General features: G+C 72.8%; 14 protein-coding genes. 7 read left to right on the top strand and 7 right to left on the bottom strand.

Going from position 1 to position 16977, the window contains the following annotated elements; all coding sequences use genetic code 11:
• Positions 1 to 142 precede the first annotated feature (142 nt).
• From ACSYGO_RS17435 to ACSYGO_RS17415, 5 genes are all read left to right on the top strand, one after another.
• On the top strand, positions 143 to 838 hold the full coding sequence (locus ACSYGO_RS17435) for a tellurite resistance TerB family protein (protein WP_095934299.1): 696 nt from the start codon (positions 143 to 145) through the stop codon (positions 836 to 838).
• Between the two features lie 176 nt (positions 839 to 1014).
• Positions 1015 to 3120 (top strand): MMPL family transporter, encoded by a 2106-nt coding sequence (locus ACSYGO_RS17430; protein ID WP_460387019.1) that lies wholly within the window; start codon positions 1015 to 1017, stop codon positions 3118 to 3120.
• 72 nt (positions 3121 to 3192) lie between these two features.
• A complete protein-coding gene (locus ACSYGO_RS17425; protein WP_460387018.1) occupies positions 3193 to 4557 on the top strand; it encodes a sensor histidine kinase in 1365 nt (454 codons plus the stop codon).
• On the top strand, positions 4554 to 5231 hold the full coding sequence (locus tag ACSYGO_RS17420; protein ID WP_426682253.1) for a response regulator: 678 nt from the start codon (positions 4554 to 4556) through the stop codon (positions 5229 to 5231). Before ACSYGO_RS17425 ends, ACSYGO_RS17420 begins: the two co-directional genes overlap by 4 nt.
• Before the next feature lie 173 nt (positions 5232 to 5404).
• Entirely contained in the window at positions 5405 to 6619 is a 1215-nt protein-coding gene (locus tag ACSYGO_RS17415; protein WP_460387017.1) for a sialidase family protein, read from the top strand.
• 69 nt (positions 6620 to 6688) lie between these two features.
• Here ACSYGO_RS17415 and ACSYGO_RS17410 read toward each other — a convergent pair whose 3' ends face one another.
• From ACSYGO_RS17410 to ACSYGO_RS17390, 5 genes are read right to left on the bottom strand one after another with little or no spacing between them, the layout of a single operon-like run.
• A complete protein-coding gene (locus tag ACSYGO_RS17410; protein ID WP_432173413.1) occupies positions 6689 to 7624 on the bottom strand; it encodes a dihydrodipicolinate synthase family protein in 936 nt (311 codons plus the stop codon).
• Positions 7621 to 8712, bottom strand: coding sequence for an oligopeptide/dipeptide ABC transporter ATP-binding protein (locus ACSYGO_RS17405; RefSeq protein ID WP_426682250.1), 1092 nt, complete (start codon positions 8710 to 8712; stop codon positions 7621 to 7623). Before ACSYGO_RS17405 ends, ACSYGO_RS17410 begins: the two co-directional genes overlap by 4 nt.
• Complete coding sequence (locus ACSYGO_RS17400) at positions 8709 to 10685, bottom strand: dipeptide/oligopeptide/nickel ABC transporter permease/ATP-binding protein (RefSeq protein ID WP_460387016.1); 1977 nt, start codon at positions 10683 to 10685, stop codon at positions 8709 to 8711. The genes ACSYGO_RS17405 and ACSYGO_RS17400 overlap by 4 nt, the downstream gene beginning before the upstream one ends.
• Entirely contained in the window at positions 10685 to 11644 is a 960-nt protein-coding gene (locus ACSYGO_RS17395) for an ABC transporter permease (protein WP_028804592.1), read from the bottom strand. Before ACSYGO_RS17395 ends, ACSYGO_RS17400 begins: the two co-directional genes overlap by 1 nt.
• Positions 11645 to 11663: 19 nt before the next feature.
• Complete coding sequence (locus ACSYGO_RS17390) at positions 11664 to 13292, bottom strand: ABC transporter substrate-binding protein (protein WP_432173416.1); 1629 nt, start codon at positions 13290 to 13292, stop codon at positions 11664 to 11666.
• Between the two features lie 212 nt (positions 13293 to 13504).
• On the opposite strand from ACSYGO_RS17390, the gene ACSYGO_RS17385 reads away from it, so the two are divergent.
• Together ACSYGO_RS17385 and ACSYGO_RS17380 are read left to right on the top strand one after the other, a co-directional pair.
• Positions 13505 to 14245 (top strand): FadR/GntR family transcriptional regulator, encoded by a 741-nt coding sequence (locus ACSYGO_RS17385; RefSeq protein ID WP_345644101.1) that lies wholly within the window; start codon positions 13505 to 13507, stop codon positions 14243 to 14245.
• A gap of 451 nt (positions 14246 to 14696) precedes the next feature.
• The gene (locus tag ACSYGO_RS17380; protein WP_426680584.1) at positions 14697 to 15194 is read left to right on the top strand and encodes a protein-tyrosine phosphatase family protein; all 498 of its coding nucleotides are present in this window, start codon (positions 14697 to 14699) and stop codon (positions 15192 to 15194) included.
• Here ACSYGO_RS17380 and ACSYGO_RS17375 read toward each other — a convergent pair.
• Both ACSYGO_RS17375 and ACSYGO_RS17370 read right to left on the bottom strand, forming a co-directional pair.
• Positions 15160 to 15990, bottom strand: a complete 831-nt coding sequence (locus ACSYGO_RS17375; RefSeq protein ID WP_460387015.1) for an ABC transporter permease — start codon at positions 15988 to 15990, stop codon at positions 15160 to 15162. The genes ACSYGO_RS17380 and ACSYGO_RS17375 overlap by 35 nt on opposite strands.
• Positions 15987 to 16901, bottom strand: a complete 915-nt coding sequence (locus tag ACSYGO_RS17370; RefSeq protein WP_460387014.1) for an ATP-binding cassette domain-containing protein — start codon at positions 16899 to 16901, stop codon at positions 15987 to 15989. The genes ACSYGO_RS17375 and ACSYGO_RS17370 overlap by 4 nt, the downstream gene beginning before the upstream one ends.
• Positions 16902 to 16977 lie beyond the last annotated feature (76 nt).

Here is a 16977-nt window from a genome sequence, read left to right as displayed (position 1 = left end):
CTGTGGAGGTCACGGGAAGGTCTCGTCCTGGGTACTGACTCCACATCAACAATGTGGCTAACATCACGCCAGCGCGGCGATGTTGCCGCGGGGTCACCTCTCACGCCCAAAAGGCGGTGGGGGAGCAACGGAGGTGTGCGACGTGCTGCCAGGATGGGGACGAAACGGTCGTGCAGTTCAGGTTCCCCGCATCCTGGGCACCCGCACCGCCTGGACCACCGTCGGCGACGGCGAATTCTTCTGCCCCGGCTGCGGAGGCGACCGCAACTACCAGCGCCTGACCGGCCGCCGCCGCTTCACCCTCCTCGGCGTCCCCGTCGTGCCGCGCGGCGAGACCGGGCCCGTCGTCGAATGCGCCGCCTGCCGCCACCACTACGGCGCCGACGTCCTCGACCACCCCACCACCACCCGCTTCTCGGCGATGCTCCGCGACGCCGTCCACACCGTCGCTCTCGCCGTGCTCGCCGCCGGGGGAACCTGCGCCCGTACGTCCCTGGAGACCGCCGCGAGCACCGTGCGCTCCGCCGGCTTCGACGACTGCACCGAGGACCAGCTCGGAGCCCTCGTCGAGGCGCTCGCCGCCGACACCGGCCGGGTCCTCGGAGGACCGTGCGGAGCAAGCCTGGCCATAGAGCTCCACGAGGCGCTGGACCCGCTGGCCCCGCACCTCGCCCCCACCGGCCGTGAGGCGATCCTCCTCCAGGGCGCCCGCATCGCCCTCGCCGACGGGCCCTACACCCCCGCCGAGCGCGACGCCCTGGCGACCGTGGGCGCCGCGCTCACGATCTGCGCGGACGACGTGACCCGGCTGCTGGCGGCGGCGCGCACCCCCTCGTAGGCCGGCCCGCGCGTACACCGACGCGTGCGCGCGCCGTACTCCCGTGGGAGTAGTCCGGCTGTCCGGCCGCCCCGCGCAGTACCCGTGAACTCGCCCTTCGGCGCGACGAATCCGCGTCCGCGCGCCGGGAGTCTGGTGCCTGTCCAGACATCCGGCCAGGAGGGGAGGACCCCGTCATGGGGCCCGGAGAGACAACCACGCGTACACGGCGAAGGGCCGTTCCCTGGGTGCTGCTCGGTCTGTGGGTGGCCGTCCTGGCCGTCGTCGGACCGTTCGCGTCGAAACTCGCGGACGTACAGCACGACCGCGCCGTGGACTACCTGCCCGCGAGCGCGGACTCCACCCAGGTGGCGAAGATCGAGGACCGGCTGCCGGGCGGTGAGACCACCGAACTCGTCCTCGTCTACCACCGCGACGGGGGACTGAGCGCCGCCGACCGGGCGACGGCCGCCCGCCAGGTCGCCGACATCGCCGGCCGCGAACCGCTGACGGTGCCCCCGAAGGGCGTGCCGTCCCGGGACGGCACCACCCTGATGTATCCGGTCGCCAGCTCCGCGCCCGGCAACGACGAGAAGAAGCGCGACGCGTTCGTCGACGGCGTACGCGACGTCGCCCGCTCCGAGAACGGGATGGACGTCGAGGTGGGCGGGCCGGGCGCGCTCGCCACCGACGCCTCCGAGGTGTACGGCTCCCTCGGCGGACCACTGCTCTACACCACCGTCGCCGTGGTCGCCGTCCTGCTGATCCTCATCTACCGCAGCCCGCTGCTGTGGCTCGTGCCGCTCGCCGTCGCGGGCGTCGCCGACTACCTCTCCATGGGCGTCGCCTACGGACTCCACCAGGCCTTCGGCACCACCATCTCCGGCCAGAGCTCCGGAGTGATGACGATCCTCGTGTTCGGCGCCGGGACCGACTATGCCCTGCTGCTCATCTCCCGCTACCGGGAGGAACTGCGGCGGGTGGAACGGCCCTACGACGCCATGCGCCAGGCCCTGCGCGGCTGCGCCCCCGCCGTGCTCGCCTCCTCCGGCACCGTCGCGGCCGGTCTGCTGTGCCTGCTCGCCGCCGACCTCAACAGCAGCCGGGGCATGGGCCCGATGGGCACCGTCGGCGTGCTGTGCGCGCTCGTCGCCATGCTGACCCTGCTGCCCGCGATCCTCGTCGTGCTCGGCCGCCGCGTGTTCTGGCCGCTCGTGCCCGCGTTCGGGAGCGAACCCAAACAGCGGCGCGGCCTGTTCGCCGCGATGGGGTCCTCCGCGGGCCGCCGGCCGCTCACCGTCCTCGCGGGCGGCGCCGTCCTCCTCGGCGCGCTCGCCGTCGGCGCGCTGAACCTGCCCGGCTCACTCAAGCAGGAGGACTCCTTCGTCGACACCCCCGACTCCGTCGCCGCGATGGAGACCCTCGCCCGCGCCTACCCGGGTCAGGGCACCCAGCCCATCACCGTGATGGCCCCCACGGACCGCGCCGGGGCGGCCCTCGCCGAGATCCGCCACCACCGGGGCGTGGCGAGCGCCGATCCGGGCCGCAGCGGAAAGGGCTGGACGGAGATCTCCGTCACCGCGAAGGGCGCGCCCCAGTCGGCCGCCGAGACCGCCACCATCGAGTCCCTGCGCGAGGACCTGGACCGGGGGGAGACCAAGGGCTCGTACGTCGGCGGTCCGAGCGCCCAGCAGATCGACCTCCAGGACACCAACGCCCGCGACCGGCTCGTCGTCGTACCGATCGTGCTCGTGTCCGTCCTGCTGATCCTGATCGCCCTGCTGCGCAGCCTGGTCGCCCCGCTGCTCCTCGTCGTCGCCGTGGTCGCGGTGTGGGGTGCGGCCCTCGGCATCGGCGGGCTGGTCTTCGGACCGCTGTTCGGATTCGAGGGGACGGACCCGGGACTCGGCCTGCTGTCCTTCGTCTTCCTGGTCGCCCTCGGCGTCGACTACGGCATCTTCCTCATGCACCGCATGCGCGAGGAGTCCCTGAACGGCGCCGAACCGGCCGCCGCCGCGCTCACCGCGCTGCGCACCACCGGAGGGGTCATCGCCTCCGCGGGCCTGGTGCTGGCGGCCACCTTCGCGGTCCTCACGAACATGGGTCTGGTCCAGCTCGTCGAACTCGGATTCGTGATCGCGGTCGGCGTGCTCCTCGACACCTTCCTCGTCCGGACCTACCTGGTGACCAGCGCGAGCGTGGCGCTGCGGCGCAAGGTGTGGTGGCCGGGCCGGCTGGCGCGGGAGCCGCAGCCGCCGGAACCCCCGGAGACCCGGCCCGCCCCGACCGTCGCCGTCGGCTGAACCGCCGGGTGCCCCTCCGCCGCGGAGGGGCACCCGACCCTCCCTGCCGAACGGGCGCCCGACTGACGGAAGATGGACAACGTGCAGGCACACACCGGAACGGTCACGACACCCGCACGGCCCGCGGGCACGGCTGCGGGGGCGGAGCCCACCAGGACGGCGGGCCGGCGGGCGCGCGCCGGCGAGCGGCTGCGCGCCGTCGTCGCCCGTATGTCCGGCGGCCCCTCCCCGCACGCGGTCCGCAACGACGCCTGCCGCGCCGCCGCACTCGCCGTCCTCGCCGTCGCCCTGGGCCTGGCCCTCCCGGACAGCCACCGGCGGCCCGACACGCTCGGCTGGACCCTGCTGCTCCTCGCCCACGTCCCGCTGGTGTGGCGCCGCCGGGCGCCGCTGCTGGTGCTGTGCGTCATGGTCCCCGTCATCGCGACGTACCACGCGCACGACTACAACCACACCGCACCGCTGGGCGCCACACTCGTCGCGCTCTACACCGTGGCGGCGACCGGCCGGCCGCTGCGCGCGCTGCTCACCGGGGTCTCGGTCATCGGCACCATGGTCGTGCTGAAGACCTCAGACGGCATGGCGGGTGTCGCGGAGAGCCTGCGGATCGCCGGCTGGATCGTCGCGGTGCTGCTCTGCGGCGGCTATGTGCGCGTGCACCGCCAGTACGTCTCCTCGGTCGTCGAACGCGCCGAACGCGCCGAACGCACCCGCGAGGAGGAGGCGCGCCGCCGGGTCGCCGAGGAACGCCTGCGCATCGCCCGGGACCTGCACGACCTGCTCGCCCACAGCATCACGCTGATCGGTGTGCAGACCGCCGTCGCCGCGCACGTCCTGACCGCCGACCCCGACCGTCTCGACCGCACGGCGGTCGCCGGGGCCCTGGACGACATCGCCGAGACCTGCCGCACCGCCCGCGGTGAGCTGCGCACCACGCTGGAGGTGCTGCGTGCCTCGGAGCTCGGCGGCGACGGCCGGGGCCCGCTGCCCGGCCTGGACGGGGTGCCCGACCTGGTCACGGCGGCACGCACCGCGGGCGCCCGGGTGACGGCGGACGTCGCCGCCCCGGCGGCCGGCGTCCCGTCCGCCGTGGGCGCCGCCGCCTACCGCGTCGTGCAGGAGGCCCTCACCAACGCGGTCCGGCACGCGGGCCCCGGCGCGCACGTCCGCGTCCGCCTGCACGCGGAGGACTGGGCGCTGCGCGTGACGGTCACCGACGACGGCGTGGGCGCCCCGGGCGCCCCGCCCGGTTTCGGGCTCGTCGGGATGCGGGAGCGGGTGCGCAGCGTGGGCGGAACCCTGGACGCCGGGCCGCGCGAGGGCGGCGGGTTCGCGGTGTCGGCGGTGCTGCCGCTGGGCAGCGGTGCCGCCGCGCGTCCGGCGCCCGGACCGGCCCCCGTGCGGACGTCCGGGCCCGCGGAAGGAGAGCGCCGATGACCATCCGGGTACTCCTCGCCGACGACCAGACCCTCGTACGGGCCGCGTTCGCCCTGCTCGTCGAATCCGCACGCGACATGGAGGTCGTCGGCCAGGCGGCCACCGGACGGGAGGCCGTGGCGCTGGCCCGCAGCGCCCGGGCCGACCTGATCGTCATGGACATCCGCATGCCCGACCTGGACGGCATCGAGGCGACCCGCCTCATCGCCTCCGACAAGGACCTCGCCGACGTCAGGGTCCTCGTCCTCACCACGTACGACACCGACGAGCACATCGCGGAGGCGTTGCGCGCGGGCGCCTCCGGCTTCCTGGTCAAGGACACCAGGCCCGCCGAACTCCTCGACGCCATCCGTACGGTGGCCGCGGGCGAGGCACTGCTCTCGCCCGGCCCCACCGCCCGGCTGATCGCGCGCTTCCTGCGCGGCCCGGCGCTGTCCCCGCCCCTGGTGGGCGGTCCCGACGGCCTGTCCGACCGCGAGCGCGAGGTGCTCACACTGGTCGCGCGCGGCCTCAACAACGCCGAGATCGCGGGTGCGTTGGGGCTGAGCCCGCTCACCGCGAAGACCCATGTCAGCCGCATCATGGGCAAGCTGGGCGCCCGCGACCGTGCCCAGCTGGTGATCGTCGCGTACGAGTCGGGCCTCGTCACCCCCGGCGCCCCGGACCTGGACTGACGCCGCGTCACTCCACGCCCACGGCGCGCCGGGCTTCGGCCCTGACTGACGCCTCATCAACACGCCGTGCTGACACGGATGTTGTCGCGACGCTCCGGGCGCACTACGTTCGGTGGACATCCCATGTCACACGTCCCATGTCCATGGTGGTCCGATCCAGCCCAGGGAGCGTCATGACCTTCACCCGCCGCACGGCCGCGTCGGCGGCAGCCGCCGGACTCCTCACCGCCCTCGTGGTCACGGGTGCCGGCACCGCCACCGCCGCTCCGCTCGCCCCCCGCGGCTGCACGTCCTCCGTGCCGTACACCGCGGGCCTGGACGGCTACGACACCTACCGCATCCCGGCGACCGTCACGACCGCCGCGGGTACCGTGCTGGCCTTCGCCGAGGGAAGGCACAACGGCGCGGGCGACACCGGGAACATCGACGTCGTCCTCAGACGCTCCGCCGACGGCGGCTGCACCTGGGGCCCGCTCCAGGTGGTGGCCTCCGGGGGCGGCGACACCCGCGGCAACCCCGCGCCGGTCGTCGACCCCAGGACCGGCCGGATCGTCCTCCTCACGTCCTACAACAGCGGTGCCGTGACCGAGGCCCAGATCATGCGGGGCGAGGTCACCGCTGAGCAGAGCCGGCGCGTCTTCGTGCAGACCAGCCGCGACGACGGCCGGCACTTCAGCGCCCCACGGGACATCACGGCGGACACGAAGCTGCCCGGCTGGCGGTGGTACGCCACCGGCCCCGGGCACGCCATCGCCCTGAGACACGGTCCCCACGCCGGGCGCCTCGTCGTCCCCGCCAACCACTCCGCCGCCCCGCCCGCCGGCTCCGCCGACACCGGACAGGAGGCCAAGTACTACGGCGCCCACGCCCTCTACAGCGACGACGGCGGCGCCACCTGGAAGCTGGGCTTCGTCGACGACAGCTACGACGGGGTGGTCAACTCCAACGAGAGCATGGCCGCCGAACTGCCAGACGGGCGGATCTACTTCACCTCGCGCGACCAGAACGGCACGAGCGCGGGGAACCGGCTCGACTCCTACTCCGGCGACGGCGCCGAGACCCTCGACCGGCCCTACGCCGTCCAGCCCGACCTGAACGACGTCCCCGTCGTCCAGGGCGCCGTCCTCCAACTCCGCGGGCGGGGCGCGCCCCTCCTCTTCAGCGGCCCCTCCGTACCGACCGCCCGGCAGACGATGGCGGTGTGGCGCAGCACGGACGCGGGCGCGACCTTCACCAAGGCGCTCACCCTCTCCACCCTGCGGGCCGCGTACTCCGATCTCGTCCAGCTCGGCCCGCGCCGGGTGGGACTCCTGTACGAGACCGGGACGACGGGCACGTACGACACGATCGAGTTCCGCCGGGTGCCGGTGGGCGACCTGTTGGAGTAGGCGTTCCCCGGCCCGGGCCACGCTCCTCGCACGCCGGACGGGCAGCGGCTCCGGGGCGGGAGGACGCCACTACAACAGGCCTGCAGCGGCCAGGTACTTGCCGACGCGCTCGGTCTCGCCCTCGGAGAGGGGGATCTGCGGCTCGGCCGTGGCGGGGCACGCGATGACGCCCCTCAGGTGCAGCGCCGCCTTGAAGGCGCCCAGCGCCGAGGAACTCCCGCCCATCCGCGCCGGATCCCCGGCCCCGACCAGTCCGAACAGCGCGCACAGCCGCTCCTGTTCGACCCGCGCCCCCGCCCAGTCCCCTTCCCCGCACCGCAGGAACAGCCGCACGTACCCCTCGGGATCGACGTTCGCGAGACCGGGCACCGCCCCGTCGGCCCCGAGGGCGAGCGCCGAGTCGACGACGAGCTCGGACCCGGTGAGCAGGGCGAACCCGCGGATGTCGGGGTGGGCGCGCACACCGGTGACGACGGAGCGGAACGCGCCGAGGTCCCCGCTGGAGTCCTTGACCCCGGCGAGGACCCCGTCGGCGGCGAGTTCCAGGAGCAGCTCGGCGCTCAGCTTGGTGTGGACGGACACGGGCAGGTCGTAGGCGAAGACGGGCACGCCCGTCCGCTCGGCGATCAAACGGTAGTGGCGGGCGATCTCCGCGGGATGGGTGCGGGTGTAGAAGGGCGCGGTCGCGACGATCGCGTCGGCCCCGGCGGCGGTGACGGCGGCGGCATGGGCCAGGACCCGCGGCGTGGTCATGTCGATCGCGCCCGCGAGGACGGGCAGCTGTCCGGCGACGTGCCCGGCCACGGTCTCGACCACGAGACGGCGCTGCGGATCCGTCAGATAGGCCGCCTCCGACGTGGAGCCGAGGACGAACAGTCCGTGCACACCCCCGTCCACCAGATGGTCGACGAGCCTGAGGAGCGAGGGGACGTCCACCTCGCGTTCCGGTGTCAGGGGGGTGCAGACGGGCGGTACGACACCGGTCAGCGGGGCGGGGACGGTCATGAAGGCTCCCTGATGTGCTGCTGGAACGGGACGTCGGCCTTGGCGGTGGCCGGGGCGGCGGACTCGGCCTGCGCGACCAGGGCGCGCGTCGACCGGCCCTCCTCCACAGGATGGTGACACCGGAAGCGGTGTCCCGGGGCCGACGCGGCCGTCGGTCCGGGCATCGTGTCCGCGCACACGTCGTCCGCCCGCCAGCAGCGGGTGCGGAACGGGCAGCCACTCGGCGGCCGGGTCGCGGAGGGGACGGGACCGGCCAGCGGGATGGGGTCGATGGGGTCGAGGAGCCCGGGGGTCGCGGAGAACAGCGCCCGCGTGTACGGGTGCCGGGAGCGGTCGGTGACCTCGCCGGCGGGCGACTCCTCCACGATCCGGCCGAGATACATCGTGATCACCCGGTCGCTCATCCGCCGGACCGTCTGGATGTCGTGCGAGACGAACACCATGGCGAGACCCAGGCGTTCCTTCAGATCGAGGAGGAGGTTGAGGATCTGTGCGCGCACCGACACGTCCAGCGCGCTCGTCGGCTCGTCGGCCACGACGAGGTCCGGGTCCAGGGCGAGTGCCCGTGCGATGGCGACGCGCTGACGCTGGCCGCCGGACAGCTGGCCCGGCAGCGCGTCCGCGAGAGCGCGCGGCAGCCCGACGAGTCCCATCAGCTCCCGTACCCGGTCGTCGCGTGCGGCGCTGGTGCCGCGCCGGTGCACGTCCAGCGGGTCGCGCAGCGTCTGCCGCACGGTCAGCCGCCGGTTCAGCGCGGTCGACGGGTCCTGGAAGATCATGCCGGTGCTGCTGCCGACCGCGGTGCGCCGTTCGGCCGGGCCCATGGCCCACAGGTCCCGGCCCCCGAAGGTGACGCTGCCGGACGTCGGCCGCTGCACACCGACCAGGACCTTCGCGAGCGTCGACTTGCCGCAGCCGGACTCGCCGACGACGCCGACCGTCTCGCCGGGCGCGACGGTGAGGTCGGCGCCGGTGAGCGCGTACACCCTGTCCCGGGTGAACAGCCCGCCGCTGCGGGCCTTGTGGACGACGTGCACGTCGGCCAGCTCGACGATCGGGCGGACGGACCGCTCTGCCGGCGTGCTCACGTGACCGCCTCGCTCTCCGTGGTGACCAGGTCGACGGCCGGATGATGGCAGGCGGCCGTGTGCGCGGGCGTGCCCAGCAGGTCCGGGGCCGTCGTCCGGCACACCTCGCTCGCCAGCGGGCAGCGGTCGGCGAAGCGGCAGCCGGCCGGGAAGTCGGCGGGGGAGGGCACGACCCCCTTGATCTGCGTCATCCGCTCGGCCGCGGACTCCAGGGACAGGACACTGCCCAGCAGCCCGCGCGTGTAGTGGTGCGCGGGGGCCTCCACGAGGTCGGCGGTCACCCCGGTCTCCACGATCTGCCCGCCGTACATCACGATCACCCGGTCGGTGACCGCGGAGACGAGCGCCAGGTCGTGCGAGACGAGGATCAGCGCGAAACCCAGTTCCTCGCGCAGTCGCAGCAGCAGTTCGATGACCTGCGCCTGCACGGTCACGTCCAGCGCCGTCGTCGGTTCGTCGGCGACGATCAGCTTGGGGCTGCGGGACAGGGCCATCGCGATCAGGACGCGCTGGCGCTGGCCGCCGGACAGCTCGTGGGGGTAGCTGCGCAGGGTGCGTTCGGGATCCAGGCCGACCAGTTCCAGCAGCTCGGCGGGCGAGCGCCGGCCGCCGCGGCGCACCACCTGCTTCAGCTGCGCCCTGATCGTCATGGCCGGGTTCAGGGACGACAGCGCGTCCTGGTAGACCATGGCCATCTCGTGGCCCAGCAGTCGGCGCCGCACCCGCATCGGCTCGCCGATCAACTGCCGTTGGCTGAACCGGACATGCCCCCGCACGCGGGCGCCCTCGGGTTCCAGACCCATGATCGTCAGCGCCGTCAGCGACTTGCCGCAGCCGGATTCGCCGACCAGGCCGAGCACCTCGCCGGGCTGCACCTCGAAGCTGATGCCGTCGACGATGTCGACACCGCCGTGGCGGGCGTCGAAGCCGATGGCCAGGTTCTCCACGGCGAGCACCGGCTGTCCGCCGGCCGGCAGCGGGCGGGCCCGTGCGCGCAGCCGCGCGGCGGCCTCAGCGAGGCCGGGAAGGGCGAGGACCACGCCGCTGCCGGGCTCGGGCGCCTCCAGCCGGTCGCCCGCCCCGGGGACCTCCACGTCCCTGGCCGCCGGGGCCGCCCACGCGTCGGAGACCCCCTCGGAGAGGATGTTCAGCGACAGCACGGTGATCAGCATCAGCAGGCCCGGGAAGACGGTGGCCCACCAGCCGCCGGTCAGGACCATGTTCTTGCCGTCCGCGATGACACTGCCCCACGACGGGTCCGGGGGCCGCACACCCGCGCCGATGAACGACAGCGACGCCTCGAAGACGATGGCCTCGGCGACCTGCACGGTGCAGAACACCAGCACGGGCGCCGCGCAGTTCACGGCGACGTGCCGGACGACGATGTGCGGGGTGCGGGCGCCGATGACGTGCTCGGCGGTCACGTAGTCCTCGCCGTACTGGTCGAGCACGTTGGCCCGGACGACACGGGCCACCGGCGGGGTGAACAGGAACGCGATCGCGCAGATCAGTACCGTGATGCCGCCGCCGAAGACGGCGACGAGGACGGCGGCGAGCGCGATGCCGGGGAACGCCATCACGACGTCCAGACAGCGCATCAGCGTCTCGTCGACGGCCTTGCGCGAGGTCGCGGCCACGGCGCCGAGGAGCGCTCCCACGACGAGGGCGAGCGCGGTCGCCCCGAGTCCGATCGCGAGGGACCAGCGCGCCCCGTACATCAGCCGGCTGAGGATGTCGCGGCCGAGACTGTCCTGCCCCATCCAGTGCGCGCCGGAGGGGTGCCCGGTGCCGTCGACGAGCGGCTGCTGGTCCAGCGGGTCGTCCGGTGCCAGCAGCGGCGCGAACAGGGCCGTCAGGACGACGACCGCGAGGAAGCAGACGGCGGCCTTCGACAGCAGCGGCAGCCGGCGCGGCCCGCGCAGCCGGATGCCGGGCCGGGCGAGGACATCGGTGAGGTTCTTGCGGGTGAGCATCAGGTCGCGCCCCTCAGCCGTGGGTTGACCAGCAGATACAGGATGTCGATGACGAGGTTCACGACCACGAAGCCGGTGGCGGTGGTCAGGACGACGCCCTGCACGACCGCCGGGTCGCCGTTCTTGACGGCGTCGATCATCAGCTTCCCCATGCCGGGCAGCGAGAAGATCGTCTCGATGACCACGGCACCGCCGAGCAGATATCCCACGCGCAGGCCCAGCACGGTGAGCGGGTTGATCAGGGCGTTGCGCAGCACGTTGCGGCCGACGACCACGCGGGGCGGCAGTCCGCTCCCGACGGCCGTGCGCACATAGTCCTTGTCGAGTTCCTCGACCACCGAGGTCCGCACGATGCGGGTGAGCTGGGCCGCGACGGGCAGCGACAGGGCGAGAGCGGGCAGGGTCATGGTCTTCAGCCAGCCGCTGAGCGAGTCGGCCGGGTTGACGTAGCCGCCCGTCGGGAACCAGCCCTGGTCGACGGCCAGGTACTGGATCATCAGCAGGGCCAGCCAGAAGCCCGGGGCCGCGACACCGGTCAGGGAGACCACGCGGATGATCTGGTCGGGCAGCCGGTCCCGGTAGATCGCGGCGGTCACCCCGCCGAGCAGCGAGAGCACCACCGCGATGCCGAGCCCGAGGAAGGTGAGCTGGAGGGTGAGCGGCAGCGCGGTGGTGACCTGTTCGAGGACCGGGGCGCGGGTCAGCGCGCTGGTGCCCATGTCGCCGTGGAGCAGGTCCCCGACGAAATGGGCGTAGCGGACCGGGAGCGGGTCGAGCAGACCGTTCTGCTCCCGGAAGTCGTGCAGTTGCTGCGGGGTGGGGTTGGCTCCCTGGAAGAACGCCGACGCCGGGTCGACGTCGGAGAACCGCATCACGAGGAACACGAACAGGACGATCCCGAGCATCAGCGGCACGAGCAGCGCGACGCGGCGCAGCAGGATCCTGGTGATGGCGACCACGTACGGACTCCTCCGTCGCCTAGACCCACTTGGCCTGGAGCAGGTTGATGCCGGGGTACGGCTGTGCCCTTATCCCGGTGAGCCGCTTCGCGTTCCACGCCGTCATCAGCTCGTTGTGCACGACCGGGTAGAGCACGGCCTGTTCGGCGACGATGTCGATGTAGTCCTGGATCATCGTCTTCTTCTTGTCGGCGTCCGGTTCCTGCGTCGCCTGGTCCATGTCCTTGAAGAGCTTCTTGGCGACGGGGTCGGCGGCCCAGCGGGCGTAGCCCATCCAGAGGTTCTCGGGGCCGTAGTTGTAGTGCATGATCAGGTCGGCGTCGAGCCCGAACTGGTTGGGGTTCGAGGCGGCGGCCACGACCTGGTAGTCCTGCTTCTGGTCCATCTTGGTGAAGACGGCCGTGGTCTCCTGCGGGGCCAGGGTGGTCTCCACGCCGATGGCGTCCCAGGAAGCCTTGATGGTCGGCAGACAGTCCACGATCCAGCTGACGTTGACGGCCAGGATCTCGATCTTCAGGCCCTTGACCCCGGCCTCCTTCAGCAGCTTCTCGGCCTTCTCGGGGTCGTATCCGTAGACGGTCTTCGCGGGCCGGTAGGACGGGTTGGCCTCGTTGAGGAACGACGACGACGGCTTGCCGTGCCCCTTGAGGGCGACCTCCACCATCTTGTCGGTGTCGATGGCGTAGTGCAGCGCCTGCCGCACCCGCACGTCGTCGAAGGGCTTGTGCTTCGTGTTGAACATGAGGAAGAGGTTGTTCATGCCCGCGCCGCCCTGGACGTCCATGCCGCCCTTCTTGAGCTGCTCGATGTTGGCGTACGGGATGTTGTCGGCGATCTGCGCGCCGGCGCTCGCCCCGGAGATCTTGGCGACACGGGGTGCGGCATCCACTATGGTCAGCCAGTTCATCTTCTTGAACGCGGGCTTGCGCGGGCCGTTGTAGGCGGCGAAGGCCTCGAAGGTGGTGTTCGACTTCGGGTGGTGCGCGGTCTGCCGGTACGGCCCCGAGCCGATCGCCTTGCCCTTGATCGCGTCGTCCCAGGCGCCCGGCTGCGAGAACACGTGCTTCGGCATGATCTTCGCGAGGGTGAGCCGGGAAATCCCCTCGGGGAAGGGGAACTTGAGGACCAGCTCGACGTTCTGCGCGTCGATCTTGCGGACCTCCTTCAGCCAGCTCGCGAAGAAGCCCTTGGCGAGGGTCTGCGTCTTCGGGTCGAGGATGCGGTCGAAGACGAAGACCACGTCGTCGGCGGTGACCGGCTTGCCGTCGTGGAAGGTGGCGCCCGCCCGCAGCGTGAACTTCCAGGAGGTGCCGCTGAGGTCGGAGGGCACCTCGGTGGCGAGCGCGGCGTACGGCTCCCGCGAGATGGGGTCGGTGTCGAGCAGGCCCTCGTAGATGTGGTTGTTGGCGGCCATGCAGAAGGCGGACGCGGTCTGGGTGGGGTCCCAGCTGCCGTCGTTGCCGTAGCCGATGACGGCCGTCAGGGTGGCGTCCTTGCCGCCGCCCCCGCCGCCGGTGTCGTTCGTGGACTCCGGCCCGGACGAGCAGGCCGCCAGTGACGAGGAGAGGGCGGCGGCCGCGCCGAGTGCGCCGGTGTACTTCAGGAACGACCGGCGGTGCAGCGCCGGAGTGTGGGTCACGTCGCGCACGGTTCCTCCAGCAAGGAGTGGTCCAGCGGATGGGAGATACGACGTCCTACGTCATAGGGGGCAGCGTGACCATAAGAGGGCCCGTGAAGACGGTCAAGGGATCGCACACGAATGGCGTATCTTCCACAGGTGCGACCAATGACGGTGTGAATCAGGCTAGTTGGCGTTTAATCAGCCCGGAGGTGGGACGTCCGATGTCCAGCGAGCGTACGATGCGGCGCATGTCAGAGGAGAGCGGGTACCGGCGCCGGCCCGAGCGTCGGGTGAGCAGTCAGATCCAGCGCGAGGTCATGCAGCTGATCCTCGACCGCAAGCTTCCGGCCGGGGCGGCGCTGCCCACCGAGACCGAGCTGATGACCGATCTCGGTGTGAGCCGGAACTCCGTCCGTGAGGCGCTCAAGGCCCTCCAGGCGCTCGACATAGTCGAGATCAGGCACGGCTACGGCACCTACGTCGGCCAGGCCTCCCTGACGCCCCTCGTCGACGGCCTCACCTTCCGCACGCTCGCCCAGCTGGACGACGAGACGGGTGCGCTCGCGGAGATCCTCCAGGTCCGCGAGGTCCTGGAGGAGGGGCTGATCCGCCGGGTCGCCGCGACGCTCTCGGAGGAGGAACTCGACCGGCTCGAAGAGGTCGTGGCCCGGATGGAGGAGGCGGGGCGCGAGGGCGTGCCCTTCCCCGAACTGGACCGCGAGTTCCACGAGCTGCTGTACGCGTCGCTGGGGAACGCGCTGGTGCCGCAGCTGCTCGGTGCCTTCTGGACCGTCTTCCGGCGGGTCGCGGGGGTGCGCGGCTGGACCGACGACCCGGCGCCCGAGGTGACCGTCCGCCGCCACCGCGACATCGTCACCGCGCTGCGCGCGCGGGACGTCGAGGGCGCGCAGCGGGCGATGGCCGACCACTTCCGCGGCATCGAGTCGCGCGCCGCCCAGGCCACCCGGGGCGTGAGCTGACCCCGGGCGCCGGCCCGGCGTCCCGAATCCCCGGGGCTCCGCCCCGGACCCCGATCGGCCCGGACGGCCTCGTCCTCAAGCACCGGACGGGCCGGGGGTCTCCTGCCCTCGGCCGGAACTCCTCGTCCCCGGGACTCCTCGTCCCCGGAACTCCTCGTCCCCGGAACTCCCCGTCCCCGGGACTCCGCGCCCCGGCTCAGCGGGTGCTGCCCGTCCGCGACAGCGTTTCTTCGCCCCCTCCGCCCCTGACCGTCCCTTGTTCCTGGGGGCTCCGCCCCCAGACCCCCGGATCGGCCTGGACGGCCTCGTCCTCAAGCGCCGGACGGGCTGAAATCAGCCCCTCCGGCGTTTGAGGAGCGGGGTCCGGGGCGGAGCCCCGGGTACGGGACGGGCAGGGGCGGAGGGGGCGAGGACCCCGCCGGTGACCGCCCGCACGCCTAGGCTGAGCCGCATGGACGGGACTTGGGATCCGGACGGCGCCGGCGTGCTGCGGCTGCCCTCCGGCCGACTGGTGCGGGGAAGGGCGCTGCGCCACGGACCGGCACCGGACGGAGCGCAGCCGACGTACGGCGTGTACCTGCTCGCCAAGCGGCCCCCCGAGCCGCCCTGGGACGCCCACTGGCTGCGCTGGCCGGACTTCCGGCTCCCCACCGACCACGCGGAGACCCGCACCGTCCTCACCGAGGCCTGGCGCCGCGCGGAGACCGGCCGCGTCGAGATCGCCTGCGGCGGCGGCCGCGGCCGCACGGGCACCGCCCTCGCCTGCCTCGCGGTCCTCGACGGCGTACCGCCGCACGAGGCCGTGGACTACGTGCGCCGGCACTACGACCGGCACGCCGTCGAGACCCCGTGGCAGCGCCGCTACGTACGCCGGTTCGCCGACCCCGCCCCGCCGCGACCCGCCCGCACCCGGCTCACACGTCGCGGCGGTCCACCGACAGCACGGTGACGACCGCGGCCACCGCGGCCCACGCCGCGTAGGTGGTCCAGCCGCCCGCGACGGTCGCCTGGTACCGCGGGACCAGCGTGTAGGGGCTGTGCCCGTAGTCGATGTCGACCAGCCGGGACCACGCGTTGACGGGCTGGGCGTGCCGGACGGCGGCCGTCCACCGGTAGCGGTCGGTGATGAACGCGGGGATCAGCAGGAGCACGGCGGTGGTGGCGACCATTGTGGTCGCACTGTGCCGGATCAGCGCGCCCAGGGCCATGCCGGCCAGCGCGCCGACGGGGGCGAGCAGCGCCGACGCGGCGACGACGCGGAAGGCGCCGGGGTGACCGATCGGGACGCCGGCGCCCCGGGTGGACAGGATCGCCTGGGTCGAGGCGAAGGAGACACCCGCGACGAGCACGCCGTACACGGTCATGACGGCCGTCACCAGTGTCACCTTCGCCGTCATCACCGCCCGCCGGTCGGGGACCGCCGCGAACGTCGTACGGATCATCCCCGTCGCGTACTCGCCGACGACGGTGACCGCGCCGATGCTCGCCACGGCGAGGAGCAGGATCATCGCGGAGCCGTCGGTGAACGCGTCGCGCAGGGCCAGTTCGACGACGCTGTCCCGCTGCGACGGGTCGAAGCGGGGGTGGTCGCCGGCGTCGACCCGGGCCGCGTTCGCGTTGAAGGCGATGACGGCCAGCGCTCCGGCGCCGAGCGCCCAGTACGTCGAGCGCAGTGACCGCATCTTGATCCACTCGGCGGCGAGGAGGTCCGTGAACCGGGCGGCGGCCGGGGCGAGGGTCGTCATCGGGCGTCTCCGGCGAGGAATTCGGCGCTGTCGGCGGTCAGTTCCATGAAGGCGGCCTCCAGGGACGCGGCCTGCGGGGTCAGCTCTTCGAGCAGGACCCGGTGCTGGAAGGCGAGTTCACCGATACGGGCCGCGCTCAGGGCCGTCACCTTCAGGGTCCGCTCGTCGTACGGCGCGACCGCCGCTCCCTCGGCGGACAGCACGGCGGCCAGCCGTCCGGTGTCGGGCGTGCGGACCGTCACGGTGAGCCGGGTGCCGCGTGCGGCGAAGTCCGCGAGGCTCTCCGCGGCGATCAGTTCGCCCCGGCCGATGACAATCAACTGGTCGGCGGTGTTCTCCATCTCGGACATGAGGTGGCTGGAGACGAAGACCGTGCGGCCCTCGGCGGCAAGCCTCCGGAAGAGTCCGCGCACCCACCGCACTCCTTCCGGGTCGAGGCCGTTGAGCGGTTCGTCGAACAGCAGCACCGGCGGGTCGCCGAGCAGCGCCGTCGCGATGCCGAGGCGCTGCTTCATGCCGAGGGAGTATCCGTCGACACGGCGCCCGGCCGCGGGGCCCGCCAGCCCCACCTCCTCCAGCACCTCGTCGACCCGCGGGGAGGGGATGCGGTTGCCGCGGGCCAGCGCCGACAGATGGGCGCGTGCGCTGCGTCCGCCGTGCACGTCGCCCGCGTCGAGCAGCGCGCCGACGTGCCGCAGTCCGCGCGGCCGCTCCCGGAAGGCCCGTCCGTCGACGGTGGCGGTTCCGCCGGTCGGGGCGACCAGGCCGAGCAGCATGCGCAGGGTCGTCGTCTTGCCCGCGCCGTTCGGGCCGAGGAACCCGGTGACGTGCCCCGGGCGCACCCGGAACGACAACTGCCGTACGGCCGTGGTGTCTTTGTAGCGCTTGGTCAGTTCGTCGACTTCGATCACGAGAACACCGTCCCGCCGCGGCGGGGCCGGAGGCATCGGCCCCGCGCGGACATTGCCCGGCCACGGATGCCGACCC

This window comes from Streptomyces krungchingensis (genome assembly GCF_054729265.1).
Note: the sequence above shows the minus strand (reverse complement) of the source record. Positions and strands in the feature narration are given on the sequence as shown.